The organism is Bacillus sp. MC1252, assembly GCF_056838025.1.
The window spans coordinates 1794911-1809630 of record NZ_CM166369.1 but is presented as its reverse complement, the minus strand read 5'-3'; the positions used below and the strand labels follow the sequence as shown (position 1 = coordinate 1809630).

Sequence of the window (14720 nt, the reverse complement as noted above, 5' to 3'; positions counted from 1 at the left end):
GGAAGCCAAATGGCATTACCAAAAAGTGTGCTTATCAGAGAGGTCGGCCCGCGGGACGGACTGCAAAATGAATCAGCTTGGCTGGACACAAACGAGAAGCGAACATGGATTGATTTACTCGCGGCAGCCCATCTCCCTTATATTGAGGTCACATCATTTGTCCATCCGAAATGGGTTCCAGCCTTAAAAGACGCCAAACAATTAGCCCAATCCTTACACAAAAAAGACGATACCACTTATGCCGCACTTATTCCTAATGAAAAAGGCTTAGCCTATTTCTTTGAAGCAAATCTTGATGTAGGCGCTATGTTTATCTCTTCGAGTGAAACACATAACAAGAAGAATATGAATCAATCCATACATGAAACCCTTCCTGTCATCAAACAAATGACAGCAGATTTAAAAGCAGAAGGACGAAATACTCGCGCATATATTTCTACCGTGTTTGGCTGCCCTTATGAAAAACAAGTGTCAATGGATCAAGTGCTGCGGTTAACGGATATTCTGCTCTCCTACGGCATCGATGAAATATCACTCGGTGACACCATCGGAGAAGCCCATCCGCTGCAAGTAGAAAGACGATTAGACATTTTACTAGAGCGTTTTCCTGCTGATAAAATCGCTCTTCATTTTCATGATACGAAGGGGATGGGTCTTGCGAATATATATACGGCATTAAAGGCTGGAATCACGATATTTGATTCCTCTAGCGGCGGGCTTGGCGGCTGTCCATATGCACCTGGCTCTAGCGGGAATGTGGCGACAGAAGATGTGGTGCATATGCTTCAAAAACTGGGGATTGAAACAAATATCGACCTTCCTGGATTGATTAAAGCAGCAGAATGGATTGAAACAAAAGTAGATCGAACCCTGCCTAGTCACTGCTTACGTGCTTTTCACTCTCATACTACTTCATAAAGGATGAATGACATGACATCATTGGTCAATTTTTCGATACAAGATGAGCAGATTGGCATCATGACCTTAAACAGGCCAGAACAAGCGAATTCCCTATCTGCTGCGATGCTCGAGGAGATTAATCAAACCATTCAAGCAATCAAACACGATGAAAGCATCCGCTGTTTGCTCATAACAGGAGCTGGCTCTAAAGTCTTTTGCGCAGGAGCAGATTTAAAAGAACGACGATTGATGACAGAAGAAGAAGCCAAAGAAGCCGTTCTTACGATTCAGCAAACCTTTACTGAGATTGAAGCCCTGCCTATACCTGTCATTGCCGTGATGAACGGACACGCACTCGGCGGAGGTCTTGAGCTAGCGCTGGCTTGTGATCTTCGCATCGCAAGAGCCGAAGCCAGGCTCGGCCTGCCAGAAACAGGACTAGCTATCATACCAGGGGCAGGAGGGACGCAGCGTCTCCCGCGCCTCATCGGACTCGGTAAAGCAAAGGAACTCATTTTCACAGGGTCTTCATTACAAGCAGAAGAAGCCATTCAAATTGGGCTGATTGAGCACATCTCTTTAGCAGATGCTCTCATGAATGACGCCATTTCTCTCGCAAAACAAATCTCTAAAAACGGACCAATTGCTTTAAAAGAAGCGAAACAAGCGATTCAAATGAGCCTTGATCACGCTTTACGTACAGGTCTGATGAAAGAATACGAAGCCTATGTACGGCTCATTGATACAGAAGATCGAATGGAAGGTCTTCAGGCTTTCCAAGAAAAACGAACGCCTCATTACAGAGGCAACTAGCAAGAAAGGGGAATGGACATGATCGAAGAATATGAAGTGAAAAAACAGCGGATTGTAAAAGGCGGCGCCGAACGATACCATCAAAAAAACAAAGAAAAAGGAAAATTGTTCGTCCGTGATCGGCTCCAGTTATTATTAGATCAGGATTCTTTTATTGAGGATGCGATGTTTGCCGAATGTCAAGATGAACATTTACCAGCAGATGGTGTCGTCACAGGGACGGGACGCATGAATGGACAAACCGTATGCCTCATGGCAAATGATTCTACCGTCAAAGCGGGATCATGGGGCGTCAAAACGGTAGAAAAAATCATTAGAATCCAAGAAACAGCCGAGAAGCTCAACTGTCCGATGCTGTATTTAGTCGATTCAGCTGGAGCCAGAATCACAGATCAGATCGCCATGTTTCCAGGCAGGAGGGGGGCAGGGCGCATTTTTTATAACCAAGTCAAGCTGTCTGGACGTATCCCGCAAATTTGTTTACTATTCGGTCCTTCTGCGGCCGGCGGTGCTTACATCCCTGCTTTTTGTGATATCGTCGTCATGGTCGAAGGAAATGCCTCCATGTATTTAGGCTCTCCGCGAATGGCCGAAATGGTGATTGGAGAAAAAGTATCCCTTGAAGAAATGGGCGGGGCAAAAATGCATTGCAGCATTTCTGGGTGCGGGGATGTATTAGCGCAAACAGAGGAAGAGGCCATTCAAATCGCGCGTGATTATTTAACCTACATGCCTGCCAACTATACGGAAAGACCAAAAACGATAGCCGCAAAAGCACCTAAACCATCTGAGATATCCATCCAAAACCTCATCCCTAAAGGTCAGAATACGCCTTTCGATATGTATCAACTCATTGATTTACTCATCGATGAAGGATCATTTTTTGAAATCAAAAAGCTGTTTGCCGCAGAGCTTATCACAGGCTTTGGCCGCATGAATGGTCAGCCTGTCGGTCTTATTGCCAACCAGCCGAGGGTGAAAGGCGGCGTATTATTTCATGACTCGGCTGACAAAGCCGCCAAGTTTATTCAGCTATGTGACGCCTTTCATCTTCCACTTCTCTTTCTTGCGGATATCCCGGGGTTTATGATTGGAACAAAAGTAGAACAAGCGGGCATTATTCGTCACGGGGCGAAAATGATTTCCGCTATGTCAGAGGCGACCGTACCGAAGATATCCGTCATCGTGCGTAAAGCATACGGTGCAGGGTTATATGCAATGGCAGGGCCTGCCTTTGAGCCAGATTGCTGTCTTGCTCTTCCATCTGCCCAAATTGCTGTGATGGGGCCAGAAGCCGCAGTAAATGCTGTCTATGCGAATAAAATTGCCGCACTGCCTGCCGAAGAGAGAGCCTCATTTATACAAGAGAAACGCAAGGAATACCAGGAAGATATGAATATATACGAGCTTGCCTCTGAAATGATTGTCGACGGCGTCATCCCATTTGACCGTTTAAGAGCTGAACTGTGTAATAGATTACAAGCCTATACCTCTAAAGAGATGACATTTACGAGACGAAAACATCCGGTTTATCCGGTCTAAAGGGAGGCGTCCTCAAGATGAACCTGAAACCAGCATGGATACCGGGAGAGCAGATGATCAAAAAAACACGTCTTTGCAAGTGGATGCACTCACTTGGTTTTTCTACTTATGACGCATTCTATCAAGCTAGTATCGAGCGCACAGAATGGTTTTGGAAAGAAGCTGAAAAAGCCATCGGCATTCAGTGGAAGGTGCCGTATGAAGCCGCATTAGGTCAAGAGTCATTCATGTGGCCAAAGTGGTATAAAGGCGGCCAATTGAACATCACCGAAACGGCCGTGGACAAATGGGCGGAGAAAGAAGAGACCAAACATCAACCAGCGCTGATTTTGGGAAATGAAGCTGGGGAAGAAAAGAGTTGGTCCTACCTCCATCTTCAGGAAAAAGTCAATCGTCTCGCAGCTGGTTTTTTGAAGAGAGGGCTTCAAAAAGGGGATGTGGCGATCATCTATATGCCTATGCTTCCTGAAACGGTTGCCGTCATGCTTGCCTTTGCAAAGATTGGAGTGATCTTTAGTCCGGTCTTCTCGGGCTATGGAAGTGAGCCTCTTGCCGTACGCATTCGTGCTTCAGGTGCAACCATTGTCGTCACAGGGCATGAAATGACGCGCCGGGGGAAAACCATCAACATGCGAGAATGTGTAGCTGATGCAATCAAAAAAACAAATACCGTCAAAACAGTCATTGTGCATGCTTCCTCTGATACTGAATATCAAGATGATGTAAGACTAAATGATGTATTAAAAGAACAGCCGATAAAAGATACGACCTATGTCACAAATGAAGACCCTCTCATGATCTTGTACACCTCTGGAACAACTGACACGCCAAAAGGAGCCGTTCATACACACGCAGGCTTTCCTGTAAAAGCGGCTTTTGATGCTGGTCTTTGTATGGATGTCGCAATAGGAGACCGGCTGTTCTGGCTCACAGACATGGGCTGGATGATGGGACCGTTTCTAGTCTTTGGCGGCTTGATCAATGGAGCCGCGATTGTTCTATATGACGGCGCACCCGATTATCCAGATCAGCAGCATCTTTGGTCATTCATCCACCAGCAGAAAGTCACCCATTTTGGGCTTTCGCCTACATTTGTTCGTTCTGCGATGCAGCAAAACCTTGCAGAGATTGAACTGACGCATGTCAAAGCCATCATTTCTACCGGTGAACCTTGGAATGAAGCACCGTGGCAATGGCTTTTTGACACAATCGGTCAAAAGAACATCCCCATCTTAAACTATTCAGGGGGGACCGAAGTGTCTGGTGGCATTGTAGGAAGTACTTTGCTTCGTCCAATCAAACCGATTCTTTTTAATACGGCGATTTTAGGCATGGCGGCAGATGTGTATAACGAATCAGGTCAGAGCGTCATGAATGAAGTAGGGGAGCTTGTTGTGAAAAAGCCTTGGGTCGGCATGACTTGTGGTTTTTGGAATGAGCCTGAGCGTTATGAAGACACGTATTTCAAACGATTTGACGGGGTATGGACACATGGTGATTGGGTCATGCAAACAGAGGACGGAGCATTCCATATCACGGGCAGATCGGATGATGTCATTAATACAGCAGGCAAACGCGTCGGTCCATCTGAAATTGAATCCATCCTTGTGGGACATACGGCCGTGCACGAAGCCGCTGTAATTGGCGTAAAGGATGAGGTAAAGGGAGAGGCGCTCGTGTGTTTCATAGTGACCAGTTCACAATCTTTTGAAGAAGCCAAGCTCATTCAAGAGCTCAAAGCACATGTTGGTTCACGTGCGGGAAAAGCGCTCATACCAAAAGAGATTCATCTCATTTCAGCTTTACCGAAAACAAGAAACGGAAAAATTGTCCGGCGTTTATTAAAAGGGGCGTATGAACAGAAGCCTTCACCAGATCTTTCTTCACTAGAAAACCCAAATGTGTATAAGAGCATTTCCGCATACCTGAAAAGGAAACAGAATCAATAGAAAAAAGACAGGAAGGATCCCTGTCTTTTTTACTGCACATGAAAATTCGTTCCATCGGTTGTTTCTTTGACAATACCTGCCCGTATCACAAAATCACCGAAATGTTCATTTTCTTCTCGTTCTTTTGCGTAGCGAGGGAGCAAAGAGCCAAGCTCGCTTAAAATGTCTTCCTCACCCACATTTTCCCGGTACAGTTTACTTAACCTGCTGCCATCAAACGCAGCGCCAAGATACATGTTGTATTTGCCAGGTGATTTTCCGATAAAGCCAATTTCACCTAAAGCATGACGGGCACATCCATTTGGACATCCAGTCATTCGAATGGTGATTTCTTTATCACTTAAGCCGTTTTCTTCTACAATCTCTTCAATTCTGTCAATCAAGCGAGGGAGGTAGCGTTCTGCTTCTGCCATTGCTAAGCCGCATGTTGGAAGAGAAACGCAAGCCATTGAACTGCGGCGCAGTGCAGAGTGCTGCTGGCCGTCTGACAAACCGAATTCCTGTATCAGCTGCTCGATTTGTTTCTTTTTATGAGATGTGACATTTCCAATGATTAAATTTTGATTCGCTGTTAAGCGGAAGTCACCCGTATGAATCTTTGCAATTTCACGAATGCCTGTCATCAGCGGATAATCATCATAATCTGTGATGCGCCCGCCTTCAACAAACATCGTATAATGCCATCTTCCGTTAATGCCCTTTACCCAGCCATAGCGGTCACCGTTATGATCAAAGTGATAACCTCTGGCGTCTAAAAGGGCAAATCCAAGGCGGCGTTCAAGCTCTTCTTTTACATTCTGAAGGCCGAGCCGGTCCACCGTATATTTAAAGCGGGCATTTTTTCTTACTGAACGGTTTCCGTAGTCACGCTGAATGGTGATCACTTGTTTGGCAATCTCCACAACCTGCTCAGGTGTACAAAAACCGATGACCTTTGCAAGTTGAGGGTAGGTCGCTGTATCACCGTGAGTCATACCCATTCCGCCGCCAATCGCGACATTAAAGCCGACTAATTGATCATGTTCGATAATCGCAATGAAGCCTAGATCCTGTGAAAAGACATCAATATCGTTAGCAGGAGGGACCGCAACGCCAATCTTGAATTTTCTTGGTAAATAAAGCGGACCATACATCGGCTCAACTTCAGTGTCTGGCGTTGCCGCTACTTTTTCCTCATCAAGCCAAATCTCGTGATACGCTCTTGTTTGTGGAAGCAGGTCATCACTTAATTTTTTTGCCAGCTCGTACACATCATGGTGCACTTCTGATTGATAGGGATTTGAAGTACACATGACATTCCGATTCACATCCCCGCAAGCAGCGATCGTATCAAGCATGGTGGAATGAATGTCTTGAATGGTCTTTTTCATGTTCCATTTTAAAATACCGTGAAGCTGGAAGGTTTCACGAGTTGTCAGCTTTAACGTGCCGTTGCCGTATTTGTGAGCAAGCTCATCCATCACAAGCCACTGCTTTGATGTGGCGATTCCGCCAGGCAGGCGTACGCGCAGCATAAATTGATAGGCAGGTTCAAGCTTTTGTTTTTGCCGTTCATTTCTAAGGTCACGATCGTCCTGCAAGTAGCTGCCGTGATGCTTCATCAGCCGGTTGTCATCATCAGGAATTCCCGCTGAAATCGGATCAAGCATGACTTCTTTTAACGTACCCCGTAAATAATCACTTTTTTCTTTAATTTCCTCTACGTCGCTCGGAGGTCCATCCGGCGCTGTTAATGCTGTCTTCACCATGTCGTAAAAGCTCCTTTCTTTCAAGCATCAAATCAATAGACGTCACGCTGATAGCGTTTTTGCTGCTGTAAATTGGCAAGATAGCTTTCTGCTTTCTCTTTGCTCATCGCACCTTCTTCTTGAATGATCGATAGAAGGGTACCATGAACATCATGCGCCATATGCTTTTCATCACCGCAAACATAGACATAGGCACCTTGCTCAAGCCATTCGAATAATTCTTTACTGTGTTTCTTCATTTGGTGCTGGACATATACCTTTTCCTCTGAATCTCTTGAGAAAGCCACGTCCATTTTCGTTAAGACGCCATCCTTTAACCACTTTTGCCATTCTGTTTGGTATAAGAAATCCGTCACAAAGTGCTGATCACCGAAGAATAACCATGACTTTCCGTTTGCACCGATTTCCTCGCGTTCCTGCATAAATGAACGGAAAGGGGCGATGCCTGTGCCTGGTCCTACCATAATGATCGGTGCATCAGTATCGTGAGGAAGTTTAAAGTTTTGGTTGTGCTGAATATAAACAGGTAACGTATCACCTGGCTGCAAGCGCTCTGCACATAATATCGAGCAGACCCCTTGACGTTCTCTCCCGTGTGCATCATATCTCACAGCACCTATTGTCAAATGAACCTCTTCGTCATTTGCTTTTAGACTGCTTGCAATCGAATATAGACGTGCAGGGATTTTTCTTAAAATAGACGTGAAATCTGCTGCTGTTCCTTCAAAAGGACCAAAATCGCGAGCCGCATCTAATAAGTCTCGGCCTGCTATATACGCTTTTAGCTTTTCTTCGTTTCCTTCTTCTAAAAGGGCCTGCAAGTCTTCACTTTTCGTGAATGCCGCGATCTTTTGAAGAAGAGGTTTTGTTAATACTGTAATCTCAAAGTGCGAGGTAAGTGCTTCTTTTAAAGGAAGAGTGTCTCCGTTTTTATGAGCGGTTACGGCTTCCTCTGCATTCCATCCGCATGTCTTGATTAGTTCCTCAACAAGCGTAGGATCATTTGTCGGATAAATGCCAAGACTGTCGCCCGGCTCATAAACAAGTCCTGATCCTTCAAGAGAAAGCTCCAAATGGCGGGTTTCTTTGTTAGATCCGCGGCCATTCAGGTTAACATTTTCAAGCACCTCAGCATAAAAGGGATTCGTTCTTGAGTATTCAGAAGCAGCTTTACTTATTTCTCCCGCTGATTCTTGCGGTAGTATTGCTGCTTCACCTTCGCTTAGAGAAGATGTCACCCCTTGAAGCCATTCAGAGAACGGTTCATCATAATCAAGGTCACAGTCGACCCGGTCGAAAAGACGCGTTCCACCAAGTTCTTTTAAGCGCTCGTCAAATTCTTTCCCCGTCTGACAGAAGAATTCGTATGAGCTGTCGCCTAGTGAAAGAACAGAGAAGCTTAAATGATCAAGCTTTGGCGCACGTCTGCCGTGGACATATTCATGGAAAGAAAGGGCATTATCAGGCGGATCTCCCTCGCCATGTGTGCTGACGATCACCAGTAAATTGTTTATTTTTTTCAGATTATTTGGTTTAAAATCTGACATAGAAGAGAGCGTCACTTGAAAACCTTTCTCTTCAAGATGCTGCGCTGTCTTTTTCGCTAAACCTTCGGAATTGCCTGTTTGCGAGCCATAAAGTACGGTCACATCTTTACTGACAGACTGTGCAGGTACTGCGGCGGAAGGAGTAGGGGCCAGAGTGGCCGTTTCTGATCCGGCTAGAGCTGCCTGTGCTGATAAATAACCGGTAAGCCAAATTTTTTGTTGATCTGTTAAAGTCGGAAGCAGCTGATTGAGTAGTTCTGCCTGCTGCTGGCTAAACGGACTGTTCAATACATGAAGTTGCAACGATATCCACCTCACAAGGAATATAAACATAGATTAATTCGATAGGAATTATATATATAGGTTCAATTTGAACTTTACCGAAAGTTTGCCATTAAGTAAAATATATAATATTGATTGTCATGATTAAGATTTCTAATGACAAAGAACGTACGAATAGGGGAGGGCATAAAAAAGGAAAACGGATGGCCGTTTTCCTTTTTTATCTGACTTATGCAGTTGGAAGCCCCATCACAGCTTTCACTTCTAAATATTCCTCGATACCGAAATCTCCCCATTCTCTTCCGATACCAGATTGCTTAAAGCCTCCAAATGGGGCAAAGTAATCTGTTTCGGCATTGTTAATGGTGATTTGGCCAGCACGAATATGTTCAGCGACATATTTTAATGTTTTTTCATCTTTTCCAACAACATATCCGGCAAGGCCATAAACCGTATCATTGGCGATGTCAAGGGCATGATCTAGGTCCTGATACGTGATGACACTCATCACTGGTCCAAATATTTCTTCTTGTGCAATGGCCATATCATTTTTCACATTTGTGAAAATCGTATGCTTCGTGAAATATCCTTTGTCAATGCCGTCCGGCTTACCAGTTCCGCCTGCAAGGAGGGTAGCGCCTTCTTCGATTCCTTTTTCAATATAAGACTGCACGGTATCCCATTGTTTTTTGGATACGAGCGGGCCAGTGGCGTGATCTTCTCTCGGATCACCAACTGTAAACTTCGGCAGGGCATTCAGCAGCGCTTTTTCAAACGAATCTTTCATCGATTCTGGAATGAGAACTCGTGTGGCTGCCGAACACACTTGACCTGTATTCATCGCAATATGATGAACGGCGGTTTCAGCTGCCTCATCCATATCTGCATCACCTAAAACGATAAGAGGGGATTTCCCGCCAAGCTCAAGGGCCACTTTCTTCATATTGTCTGCAGCATTTTCCATAATTTTAGAGCCGACGGCACCTGAACCAGTAAATGAAACAAAATCAATATCAGGATGTGAGCTAATGCCGTCCCCAATGACTTCACCGGTTCCATTCACGAGGTTGAAGACACCTTTTGGTACGCCTGCTTCATCAATGATTTCTGCAAGAATCATCGCAGCAAATGGTGTAATTTCCGCAGGCTTTAAGACAACGGGTGAGCCTGCTGCAATCGCACCAGCAATTTTAAGTGATGTTTGATTTGTTGGGAAATTCCACGGTGTAATCAGTCCGCTGACGCCAATGGCTTCTTTTATAATGGTATGACCGCCGCGGTCCTCGGTAAATGTATAGGATTTAAGTGCTTCTGCTGCTTTAGAGAAGTGTTCATGTCCCATTTTGTAATGAACCTCTTCTGATACTTTAAGCGGAGCACCGAGCTCTTGTGTCATGACTTCTACAAGTTCATCCTTGCGCTTTTCATACCCGCGCACAATGTTTTCCAGCATCTCTACTCGTTCATTTCGAGACGTCTTTGAGAAAGAAGGAAACGCGGCACGAGCTGCCTTGACGGCCTTATCTAAATCTTCTTTTGTTCCTAAGCTAATTGTGCCAATGACTTCCTCTGTAGCGGGATTAATCACTTCCGTCGTTTCGTTTCCTGTTGAAGCGACCCATTGTCCATTAATAAAATGTTTCTCTTGATTTCTCATTCTGACATGTCTCCTTTTTATATGTGATTCAATTCAATATTCTGTTTTCAGCTGATATAAAACTGTACCCACTGTGAAAAATCTAAAACGAAGAAACTGCAATAGAAAAAGTTTCTGATATAATACGCAAAGTGGGACATATGTCCTTTTCAACATCAGGGCATCTATCATTTAATAGAACTAGACTGAAAAAGAAGGAGCATTTGAAAGAATGAAAGGTGTTATTTTCGCATTATTAGGAGGCGCTTGTATTACACTGCAAGGCGTAGCCAACGCAAGAATCAGCCAGGATATCGGCACATGGCAGGCGGCAACTATCACGCAGCTAACCGGTTTTATCATCTCTCTATTCATTTTACTCATCGTACGGGATGGGCACTTTCGAGAATATCAAAAGGTGCAGCCACTCTATTTAATTGGCGGGGCATTTGCAGCCATTATTATTTTTAATGAAGTCACCGCGATTCAAATGATTGGTGTGACACTCACCATCGCTGCTTTACTGATAGCACAGCTTGCGTTGACCTTTGCAATTGATGCAAAAGGATGGTTTGGTGTACAGAAGAAGAAAATGAAATGGCCTCATTATGCAGGAATTCTTTTGATGATTGCGGGCGTGATCATTTTAAAGCTATAAAGGAGGGAGTCAGATGGAGGAGCTTCACGATGAATCTCTTTTTTCCTCTTATATCAAGGCGCATCATTTACAAAACGTCTTTCATCAGAACTTGATGTCACATGTGACGTTGTGGCGCTATGAACAAGGTGAGCTGATTTGTTCAAAAGGGGATAAGAGGGAGTACTTGTACTTGTTAGTGAAAGGAAAATTAAAGATTTTCACCACCACAAAGGAAGGGAAAACCTTTATTCTTTGCTTTAAAAATCCTCTTGAAGCGATTGGAGATATTGAATATGTCCAGCAGACGGATATGGTCAATACAGTCGAAGCTGTCACAGAAGTACATATACTAAGAATTTCCCATCAAGCGCTCATGCACCATGCAAAGGATGACCCTCATGTTTTAACCTTTTTGCTAAAAGGCATCACAAACAAATTTTATACAAAATCAAACGATTTAAGCTTCCACCTTTTATATCCTGTGGAAGTCAGGCTCGCAAGCTATTTATTATCTGTTTTAACAGATGACGACACCACGCGAACGCGCCCTCTGCGTCTCACTGATGCGGCGAGCTTAATTGGGACGAGCTACCGTCATATTAATCGGGTCATTCAGCAATTCAGGGAAAAAGGGCTGATTGAAAGGCGAAGAGGAAAGATTACGATTCGTGACCGGAAAGGGCTTTTAGAAATAGCAGAGCACAACATTTATGAATAGAAGAAACGAAGGGATTTATATATGATCATAGGAATAATATTAGCGATCACAGCTGGTGCACTCGTCAGCTTACAAACCATTTTTAATAGTAAAGTCAATGAGCATACAGGCTCTTGGTCAACAACGACACTTGTTCTTGGAATGGGCTTTATTGCTTCACTCTTTATGGGTCTTATGTTAGAAGGAACTGGCATGTTTCAATTAAGGCATATGGAAGCCTGGTACTGGGTAAGCGGAGCCATTGGGGTAGGGGTTGTCATCTGCCTTGTTCAGAGCATCAAACGTCTAGGCCCCACTTATGGGATCTCGATTGTCCTCACCTCACAGCTAGGCTGCGCGCTTTTGTTTGATTCGCTTGGCTGGCTTGGGTTAGAAAAAGTGGCATTTTCTTTTACAAAACTATTAGGTGTCATTGTGATTGTTGCTGGGATCTTGGTGTTTAAATTGACCAAATTGGAGTCAGCAGAAGAGGGTCAATCGCAAGAAAAAGGGCTGCCACAAAAGTAGCTGCCCTTTTTCAGATCAATCGCCGCCAAATAACGGTTATCGTCGATAAGCCATTTAAAAAGAGCCTTTTCATCAAAGGCTTTTTTTTCTTCCCATAGTTGCTCGTTTTATATTCTGTTCGGTCTTTAGCCACGAGGACACTATAGGCGATTTTCCGCTCGATTGCCTGCGTAAGAGATAACGCAAACGGTGCGCTATCAATGACCAAAATCGATTCTGTATTTAAAAAACTGGACCTTGCATCTAAATTATATGTCCCGATAATACTTAAGTAATCATCAATGACCATCGATTTCCCATGAATCGAATACGGGCCTTCATATTCATACAAATGAACGCCAGTTTTCATCAGTTCCTTTTTCGTGCTTAAATATCCTGCAAAAGCCAAAGGATTTGGTGTTGCTGTAAGAGAATTCGTGACGAGCGTCGTTTGAATGTCTTCAGCTAAGGGAGTAAGTCCATCTTTCATGGGACGTGTTGGTATCACATAAGGCGTCTGTATGAGAACAGAACGCTTTGCCCGGTGAGCTAGATCGTTTAATTTTTTCAGCACGAGAGGACGCTTATTGAAGCGCTCCACTGGATTTGTGAAAAATGCAATCTGTTTCACACAAGTGGCATCTGCTGTCCAATCAAAGGAGGACATGACAAAAGGTTCTTTCGTGTGCATCGCTTCGTGATAGGATCTGAGCAGCTGCTTTCTCAGTTTTAACCCTTTTTTCGCTTTTTGCTTAGAGAACACATCTTTCGTTCTTTTCGTAAAGTTATGATTCCATAGATAAACGAAATATTGCTCCATTTCATCTAATACTTTTCCCTTTTTGGCGTTATAGAGCAGCACATCACGGTCATAAGCAAAGTTTTTCGGCGGCTGATCTGCAAAGTATTTATCACCGATATTTCTTCCGCCCATCACTGCGACTCTTCCATCAGCCAAAAGCAGCTTATCATGAAGACGGTTATGCCACGTCCAAGGCTTGAACAAACGAAAGGGCTCATAAAAACGAATCGCCATGTTCGGATGATTTGCTACGGCATAGCGCAAATGCTTCAGCGGCCCACGCAGGCTGTGGCAGATGCCATCTAATAATAGCTGAACCTTCACTCCTCGATCAGCTGCCTCAATTAAAGCACCAAGTACCCATTCGGCTGTTTTTCCCTTTTGAATGGAATAATAACTCAGACGAATCACCTTTTTAGCCTCACGAATCATTTGGATTCTGACTTGACCCGACTCAAACCCGTCGTCAAGAAGCATGACTTGATTTGTGCCTTGGTCGTCTCCTGAGATAGAAGAGGCTTTATAAATGCAATGCTCCTTGCATGTTTTTTGTACCGGTAAATAAAACAAAACAAATGCGGTCAAAAATACATATACCACATATAGAAGAATTAGAAAAATGAAGAGATGAAGCATAGTCATCAGCTCCTTTCGCACAGACACTACTTTTTCTTAGTTTATGTTAAAAATAAAATTCCACTCATTTTCGCCTTCTAATAAAAAATTACAGGACAAAAGAATCAACTTGTTTTCACAGGACATTTAATTATAGTATGAAATAAGTAAGGGGGAATCGCATTGAATGAACCATTATTTAATATTCCAAGTGATGTGTATCAAACATTAAGTGAAACAGAACGGTACTTACTCCATTATATTCACCAGCATTTAGAGGACATCTCCACCTTATCCATCGTTACTTTAAGTGAAAGAGCCAATGTGTCGACAGCCACTATTGTCAGACTGATGAAGAAAATTGGTTACAACGGCTATACATCCTTTAAATATCGATTGAAACAAGAAAAGAAAATGACAGATGAAAGCGACCAGCTAAAAAATATTGATGAAGACATCAAACTGGCGATTCGTAAAAATGAAGAAGAGGTTTTAAAGACGATACAGCTGCAAAGTATTGGGCAAATTGAAGATGCCGTTCAAAAAATACATGATGCAGATAAAATTTATATTTTTGGCAGAGGCTTCTCAGAGATGATTGCCAAAGAGATGACCATCAAATTACAGCTCATCGGAAAAACATGTGAAGTGCACGACGATCCGAATATCATTCGACTAAAATCGCGCGACATTGATAAAAACGAACTTGCCATCTTTGTTTCATTAAATGGAGAAACAGCAGAACTAGTTGAAGCCTGTCAAAATCTAAGCATGAAGCAGGTCACAACCATTACCGTCACAACAAGAATTGATTCTACATTAAGTAAAATATCAGACATGACACTAGTCGGATATAAAGGCGAACAATCTTTCTTCCCAGATTATGAAGTCCGCTCCCGCCTGTCTCTTCATGTCATTGCCCGCATTTTACTAGACGCCTACGTGATCCGAATGAAATAACCGATAAGAAGCCTTCTAGACTTTGTGCTGGAAGGCTTTTCCTCATGAAAACCTTTACACAATCTGAAAACATTTTCATTGA

At 43.6% G+C, this 14720-nt stretch carries 12 protein-coding genes; 8 read left to right on the top strand and 4 right to left on the bottom strand.

The genetic code is table 11. The features are described from left to right. Nucleotides 1-9 precede the first annotated feature (9 nt). The 4 genes from ACYH0L_RS09065 to ACYH0L_RS09050 are packed head-to-tail and all read left to right on the top strand — an operon-like array spanning nucleotide 10 to nucleotide 5204. A complete protein-coding gene (locus ACYH0L_RS09065; protein ID WP_099727828.1) occupies nucleotides 10-918 on the top strand; it encodes a hydroxymethylglutaryl-CoA lyase in 909 nt (302 codons plus the stop codon). A gap of 12 nt (nucleotides 919-930) precedes the next feature. Continuing rightward, nucleotides 931-1713: an enoyl-CoA hydratase gene (locus ACYH0L_RS09060; protein WP_099727827.1), complete on the top strand. Its 783-nt coding sequence runs from the start codon at nucleotides 931-933 to the stop codon at nucleotides 1711-1713. An 18-nt stretch (nucleotides 1714-1731) separates the two neighbouring features. Continuing rightward, on the top strand, nucleotides 1732-3255 hold the full coding sequence (locus ACYH0L_RS09055; RefSeq protein WP_099727826.1) for an acyl-CoA carboxylase subunit beta: 1524 nt from the start codon (nucleotides 1732-1734) through the stop codon (nucleotides 3253-3255). Nucleotides 3256-3272: 17 nt separating this feature from the next. After that, nucleotides 3273-5204 carry an AMP-binding protein gene (locus ACYH0L_RS09050; protein WP_482354468.1) on the top strand — a complete coding sequence of 644 codons (1932 nt, stop codon included), beginning with the start codon at nucleotides 3273-3275 and terminating at the stop codon, nucleotides 5202-5204. Nucleotides 5205-5233: 29 nt separating this feature from the next. Here the strand turns inward: ACYH0L_RS09050 and cysI are convergent, their stop codons facing one another. From cysI to ACYH0L_RS09035, 3 genes are all read right to left on the bottom strand, one after another. Then, the gene (gene cysI / locus ACYH0L_RS09045; protein ID WP_099727824.1) at nucleotides 5234-6952 is read right to left on the bottom strand and encodes an assimilatory sulfite reductase (NADPH) hemoprotein subunit; all 1719 of its coding nucleotides are present in this window, start codon (nucleotides 6950-6952) and stop codon (nucleotides 5234-5236) included. A 32-nt stretch (nucleotides 6953-6984) separates the two neighbouring features. Further along, on the bottom strand, nucleotides 6985-8802 hold the full coding sequence (locus ACYH0L_RS09040; RefSeq protein WP_099727823.1) for an assimilatory sulfite reductase (NADPH) flavoprotein subunit: 1818 nt from the start codon (nucleotides 8800-8802) through the stop codon (nucleotides 6985-6987). A gap of 208 nt (nucleotides 8803-9010) precedes the next feature. Further along, nucleotides 9011-10438 (bottom strand): aldehyde dehydrogenase family protein, encoded by a 1428-nt coding sequence (locus ACYH0L_RS09035; protein ID WP_099727822.1) that lies wholly within the window; start codon nucleotides 10436-10438, stop codon nucleotides 9011-9013. 211 nt (nucleotides 10439-10649) lie between these two features. Here ACYH0L_RS09035 and ACYH0L_RS09030 point away from each other — a divergent pair, with 211 nt between their 5' ends. From ACYH0L_RS09030 to ACYH0L_RS09020, 3 genes are read left to right on the top strand one after another with little or no spacing between them, the layout of a single operon-like run. Further along, a complete protein-coding gene (locus ACYH0L_RS09030) occupies nucleotides 10650-11075 on the top strand; it encodes a DMT family transporter (RefSeq protein ID WP_099727821.1) in 426 nt (141 codons plus the stop codon). Between the two features lie 13 nt (nucleotides 11076-11088). Beyond that, the gene (locus ACYH0L_RS09025) at nucleotides 11089-11775 is read left to right on the top strand and encodes a Crp/Fnr family transcriptional regulator (RefSeq protein ID WP_099727820.1); all 687 of its coding nucleotides are present in this window, start codon (nucleotides 11089-11091) and stop codon (nucleotides 11773-11775) included. Nucleotides 11776-11796: 21 nt separating this feature from the next. Next, nucleotides 11797-12282, top strand: coding sequence for a DMT family transporter (locus ACYH0L_RS09020; RefSeq protein WP_099727819.1), 486 nt, complete (start codon nucleotides 11797-11799; stop codon nucleotides 12280-12282). 10 nt (nucleotides 12283-12292) lie between these two features. On the opposite strand, the gene ACYH0L_RS09015 is transcribed toward ACYH0L_RS09020, so the two are convergent. Beyond that, nucleotides 12293-13699, bottom strand: a complete 1407-nt coding sequence (locus tag ACYH0L_RS09015; protein ID WP_230030241.1) for a phospholipase D-like domain-containing protein — start codon at nucleotides 13697-13699, stop codon at nucleotides 12293-12295. A 162-nt stretch (nucleotides 13700-13861) separates the two neighbouring features. Between ACYH0L_RS09015 and ACYH0L_RS09010 the strand changes: the two genes are divergently transcribed. After that, complete coding sequence (locus tag ACYH0L_RS09010) at nucleotides 13862-14638, top strand: MurR/RpiR family transcriptional regulator (RefSeq protein ID WP_099727817.1); 777 nt, start codon at nucleotides 13862-13864, stop codon at nucleotides 14636-14638. The last annotated feature ends 82 nt before the right edge of the window (nucleotides 14639-14720 follow it).

Bases quoted from the DNA above. Each gene is read 5' to 3' on its own strand.
- ACYH0L_RS09065 (WP_099727828.1), top strand. From the start codon at position 10: ATGGCATTACCAAAAAGTGTGCTTATCAGAGAGGTCGGCCCGCGGGAC.
- ACYH0L_RS09015 (WP_230030241.1), bottom strand. From the start codon at position 13,699: ATGCTTCATCTCTTCATTTTTCTAATTCTTCTATATGTGGTATATGTA.
- ACYH0L_RS09035 (WP_099727822.1), bottom strand. From the start codon at position 10,438: ATGAGAAATCAAGAGAAACATTTTATTAATGGACAATGGGTCGCTTCA.
- ACYH0L_RS09055 (WP_099727826.1), top strand. From the start codon at position 1,732: ATGATCGAAGAATATGAAGTGAAAAAACAGCGGATTGTAAAAGGCGGC.
- ACYH0L_RS09050 (WP_482354468.1), top strand. From the start codon at position 3,273: ATGAACCTGAAACCAGCATGGATACCGGGAGAGCAGATGATCAAAAAA.
- ACYH0L_RS09030 (WP_099727821.1), top strand. From the start codon at position 10,650: ATGAAAGGTGTTATTTTCGCATTATTAGGAGGCGCTTGTATTACACTG.
- ACYH0L_RS09025 (WP_099727820.1), top strand. From the start codon at position 11,089: ATGGAGGAGCTTCACGATGAATCTCTTTTTTCCTCTTATATCAAGGCG.
- ACYH0L_RS09060 (WP_099727827.1), top strand. From the start codon at position 931: ATGACATCATTGGTCAATTTTTCGATACAAGATGAGCAGATTGGCATC.
- ACYH0L_RS09020 (WP_099727819.1), top strand. From the start codon at position 11,797: ATGATCATAGGAATAATATTAGCGATCACAGCTGGTGCACTCGTCAGC.
- cysI (WP_099727824.1), bottom strand. From the start codon at position 6,952: ATGGTGAAGACAGCATTAACAGCGCCGGATGGACCTCCGAGCGACGTA.